The organism is Paracoccus sp. (in: a-proteobacteria) (genome assembly GCF_046462195.1).
Classification (GTDB): Bacteria; Pseudomonadota; Alphaproteobacteria; order Rhodobacterales; family Rhodobacteraceae; genus Paracoccus.
On the sequence record NZ_JBKGUN010000197.1, the window covers coordinates 1 to 3,658 of the forward strand.

The 3,658-nt window shown below is 61.2% G+C and carries 4 protein-coding genes; 3 read left to right on the forward strand and 1 reads right to left on the reverse strand.

What is annotated here, in order from left to right:
* Nucleotides 1-358 precede the first annotated feature (358 nt).
* Entirely contained in the window at nt 359-910 is a 552-nt protein-coding gene (locus tag ACLHHB_RS11930) for an NYN domain-containing protein (RefSeq protein WP_410218501.1), read from the reverse strand.
* A gap of 109 nt (nt 911-1,019) precedes the next feature.
* Here ACLHHB_RS11930 and folK point away from each other — a divergent pair, with 109 nt between their 5' ends.
* From folK to ACLHHB_RS11945, 3 genes are all read left to right on the forward strand, one after another.
* Nucleotides 1,020-1,619 (forward strand): 2-amino-4-hydroxy-6-hydroxymethyldihydropteridine diphosphokinase, encoded by a 600-nt coding sequence (gene folK, locus ACLHHB_RS11935; protein ID WP_410218502.1) that lies wholly within the window; start codon nt 1,020-1,022, stop codon nt 1,617-1,619.
* A gap of 71 nt (nt 1,620-1,690) precedes the next feature.
* A complete protein-coding gene (gene rpoZ / locus ACLHHB_RS11940) occupies nt 1,691-2,047 on the forward strand; it encodes a DNA-directed RNA polymerase subunit omega (protein ID WP_410218503.1) in 357 nt (118 codons plus the stop codon).
* A gap of 46 nt (nt 2,048-2,093) precedes the next feature.
* Nucleotides 2,094-3,658 (forward strand): RelA/SpoT family protein (locus ACLHHB_RS11945; protein WP_410218504.1); only part of this gene is annotated, 1,565 nt, incomplete at its 3' end.

A 3,658-nucleotide genomic window follows, 5' to 3' on the forward strand; every position in this document is an offset into this window, starting at 1 on the left:
AGCTCAGCGGTAGAGCAGTTGACTGTTAATCAATTGGTCGTAGGTTCGATCCCTACCGCCGGAGCCATAAAAACAAGGGCCTGACCGTGATCGGTCAGGCCCTTGTTTTTCATTCAGCGGAACCGAATGGATGGCTGTGGCAACATAGCATGCCCTCCACAGAACTCGTGCATCATGCAGGGCCAAAGCTGCGCTGCGTTCTGCCAAGAGCATTCAAGCCTGATCTCGAAGATCCCGATGACCTTGACAGGAAAATCCGAGGCGGGGGCGCAGGCTTGTGAAGCAAAGGCATCCGAAAACGCCAGTTACCTTTTGGAACACTCCGGCCCGCCTTGCAAGGAAACGGGCCGGACGCAGATCAGGTTTCGACCTGTTGCGGTTCACGCGGCGGGCGGCCGATGATGTCACGCAAAGCGTCCAGTTCAATGAAGTTGTCGGCCTGGCGCCGCAGGTCATCGGCAATCATCGGGGGCTGGCTGCGGATCGTCGAAACGACCGAAACCCGCACCCCCTGGCGCTGAAGCGACTCGACCAAAGGTCGGAAATCACCATCGCCGGAGAACAGAACGGCATGATCCAGCCGCGGTGCCAGTTCCATGGCATGCACCGCAAGCTCGATGTCCATGTTTCCCTTGACCTTGCGGCGTCCCATCGTGTCCGTGTATTCACGGGCCGGCTTGGTGACCACGCAGAAGCCGTTGTAATGCAGCCAGTCCACAAGCGGACGGATGGGCGAGTATTCCTCCCCCTCCATCAGCGCAGTATAATAATAGGCGCGCATCAGCTTGCCGCGTCGATCGAACTCCTGGCGCAACAGCTTGTAGTCGATGTCGAACCCAAGGGATTTGGCGGCTGCATAGAGGTTGGCGCCATCTATGAAGATCGCCAATCGGTCATCTTTGTAGAACATCGGTGTTGCCTTTGATGGGACATGGTCTTCCAAGGCGCGTAACGGGGCCAGGGTGAGGGGCCTGACGATTCCGGTCCATGCCGTGGACGTGTAGAGTAAAGGAGGAAGAATGGTGAAGTTGTCTTTTGGTATCGTTGCGTTAGGTGCCAACCTTCCCCTGCTGCGGCAAGGCCTGTTCGACACCCTGCGCACAACGCTGGACATACTGCACACTGAACCGGGCATTTCAATAACCGCAATCAGTCGCTTTTGGCGGACTCCTGCCGTGCCGGCCGGTGAAGGGCCGGATTATGCCAATGCCATAGCACTGTTTCGTACTGAAATGGAAGCTGCGGCACTTCTGGCGCGGTTGCACCGGATCGAGGCGGATCATGGCCGCGACCGCAGCACAGGGCGCTGGTCATCCCGCGTTCTGGATCTGGACCTGATCGCGCTGGACGACATGATCCAGCCGGACCCGGCGCATCTGCAGCGCTGGATGGACCTGCCCCCCGCCCGCCAGCGTGTCGAAACGCCCGACCGCTTGATCCTGCCGCATCCGCGGATGCAGGACCGCGGCTTCGTGCTGGCGCCGCTGGTCGAGGTCGACCCCTCTTGGCGGCATCCTCTTACCGGGAGAAGTGCGGCACGGATGCTGGCGGATCTGGGGCCCGAGGCACTGGCGGGAATGGTTCCCATGGCCATGGCGGACATGCAGGCATCGACTTGACAAAGGGCCCGATGGTGATCACTAGTCTCTTTTCGCCCCGAATGTCCGATTCGCAAATGCACAGGTGATTCATGGCCCGCGTGACGGTTGAAGACTGCGTCGACAAAGTTCCCAACCGCTTTGATCTGGTGATGCTCGCTGCGCATCGCGCCCGCGAAATCACGGCCGGCAGTGCGCCGACCGTTGACCGCGACAACGACAAGAACCCGGTGGTCGCCCTGCGCGAGATTGCTGAAGAAACTCAGCCCGTCGATGATCTGCGCGAGCGGATGATCGAATCCACCCAGACCCAGATCGAGGTCGACGAGCCCGAGGAAGACGCGATGGCGCTGCTTCTGGGCGCCGAGGTGGATCGGCCGAAGCCTGCCGACGAGGAGTCGGAAGAGCGGATGCTGCGCATGATGCTGGAAGCCAACCAGCGCGCTTGATAGGTAGATCCTGACGACACACCTGAACGAGGTCTTCGGCAGCATCATGATCGACGTCGAAGACCTTCTGGCATTGGTGCGCAACTATAATCCGCGCAGCAATGCCAAGCTGATCCGCGATGCCTACGAATACGGCATGCGGATGCACGAAGGACAGTTCCGCCACTCGGGCGAGCCTTACTTCACCCATCCCATCGCCGTTGCCGCCATCCTAACGGAGATGCGGCTTGATGATGCGACCATCGTCACGGCCCTCCTTCACGACACGATCGAGGACACCCGCTCGACCAAGAACGAAGTCGCGACGATGTTCGGAAGCGAGATTTCCGAACTGGTCGACGGTGTCACCAAGCTGACCAACCTCGAACTGTCCAGCGCGCAGTCCAAGCAGGCGGAAAACTTTCGCAAGCTGTTCATGGCCATGTCGCGCGACATGCGGGTGATTCTGGTCAAGCTGGCCGACCGCCTGCACAACATGCGCACGATCCGCTCGATGCGTCCTGACAAGCAGGTCAAGAAGGCGCGCGAGACGATGGACATCTATGCGCCCCTCGCGGGCCGGATGGGCATGCAGTGGATGCGCGAAGAGCTCGAGGATCTGGCCTTCAAGGTCATCAACCCCGAGGCACGCAGTTCGATCATCCGCCGCTTTGTCAGTCTGCAGCGCGACAGTGGCGACATCATCGGCCAGATCACCGCAGACATCCGGGCGGAGCTGGAAAAGGAAGGCATCGATGCCGATGTCTTCGGTCGCGCGAAAAAGCCCTTCAGCGTATGGCGCAAGATGCAGGAAAAGCAGTTGGCGTTTTCGCGACTGTCCGACATCTACGGCTTTCGCATCATCACGCGGACCGAGATGGACTGCTATCGCGCGCTTGGCGTGATCCATCACCGGTGGCGGGCGGTGCCCGGGCGGTTCAAGGATTATATCAGCCAGCCCAAGTCGAACGGCTACCGGTCGATCCACACCACCGTGTCGGGCCGCGACGGCAAGCGGGTGGAGGTCCAGATCCGCACCCGCCAGATGCACGAAGTGGCCGAAGCTGGCGTCGCCGCCCATTGGGCTTATCGGGATGGGGTGCGGACGCGGAACCCGTTTGCCGTCGACCCGGCCGAATGGATCGCCCAGCTGACCGACCGCTTCGACACCGAAGACCACAACGAGTTCCTCGAGCATGTGAAGCTCGAGATGTATCAGGACCAGGTCTTCTGCTTCACGCCCAAGGGCGATGTGCTGCAGCTGCCCCGCGGCGCGACCCCGATCGACTTCGCCTATGCCATTCATACGCGCCTCGGCAATTCCTGCGTCGGGGCCAAGATTGACGGCATTCGCGTGCCCTTGTGGACGCGCCTGAAGAACGGCCAGTCGGTCGATATCATCGCGGCCTCTGGCCAGCGCCCGCAGGCTACCTGGTTGGACATCGTGGTGACGGGCCGCGCTAAGGCCGCCATCCGGCGCAGCTTGCGCGAAGAAGACCGTGACCGCTTCATGCGCCTGGGCCGCGAACTGGTGCGCGTCAGCTTCGAGCATGTGGGCCGCAAGGTGACGGACAAGGCGCTGAGGACGGCGGCCAAGCAGATGGGCCTTCCCTCGGCCGAGGAACTGCTGGC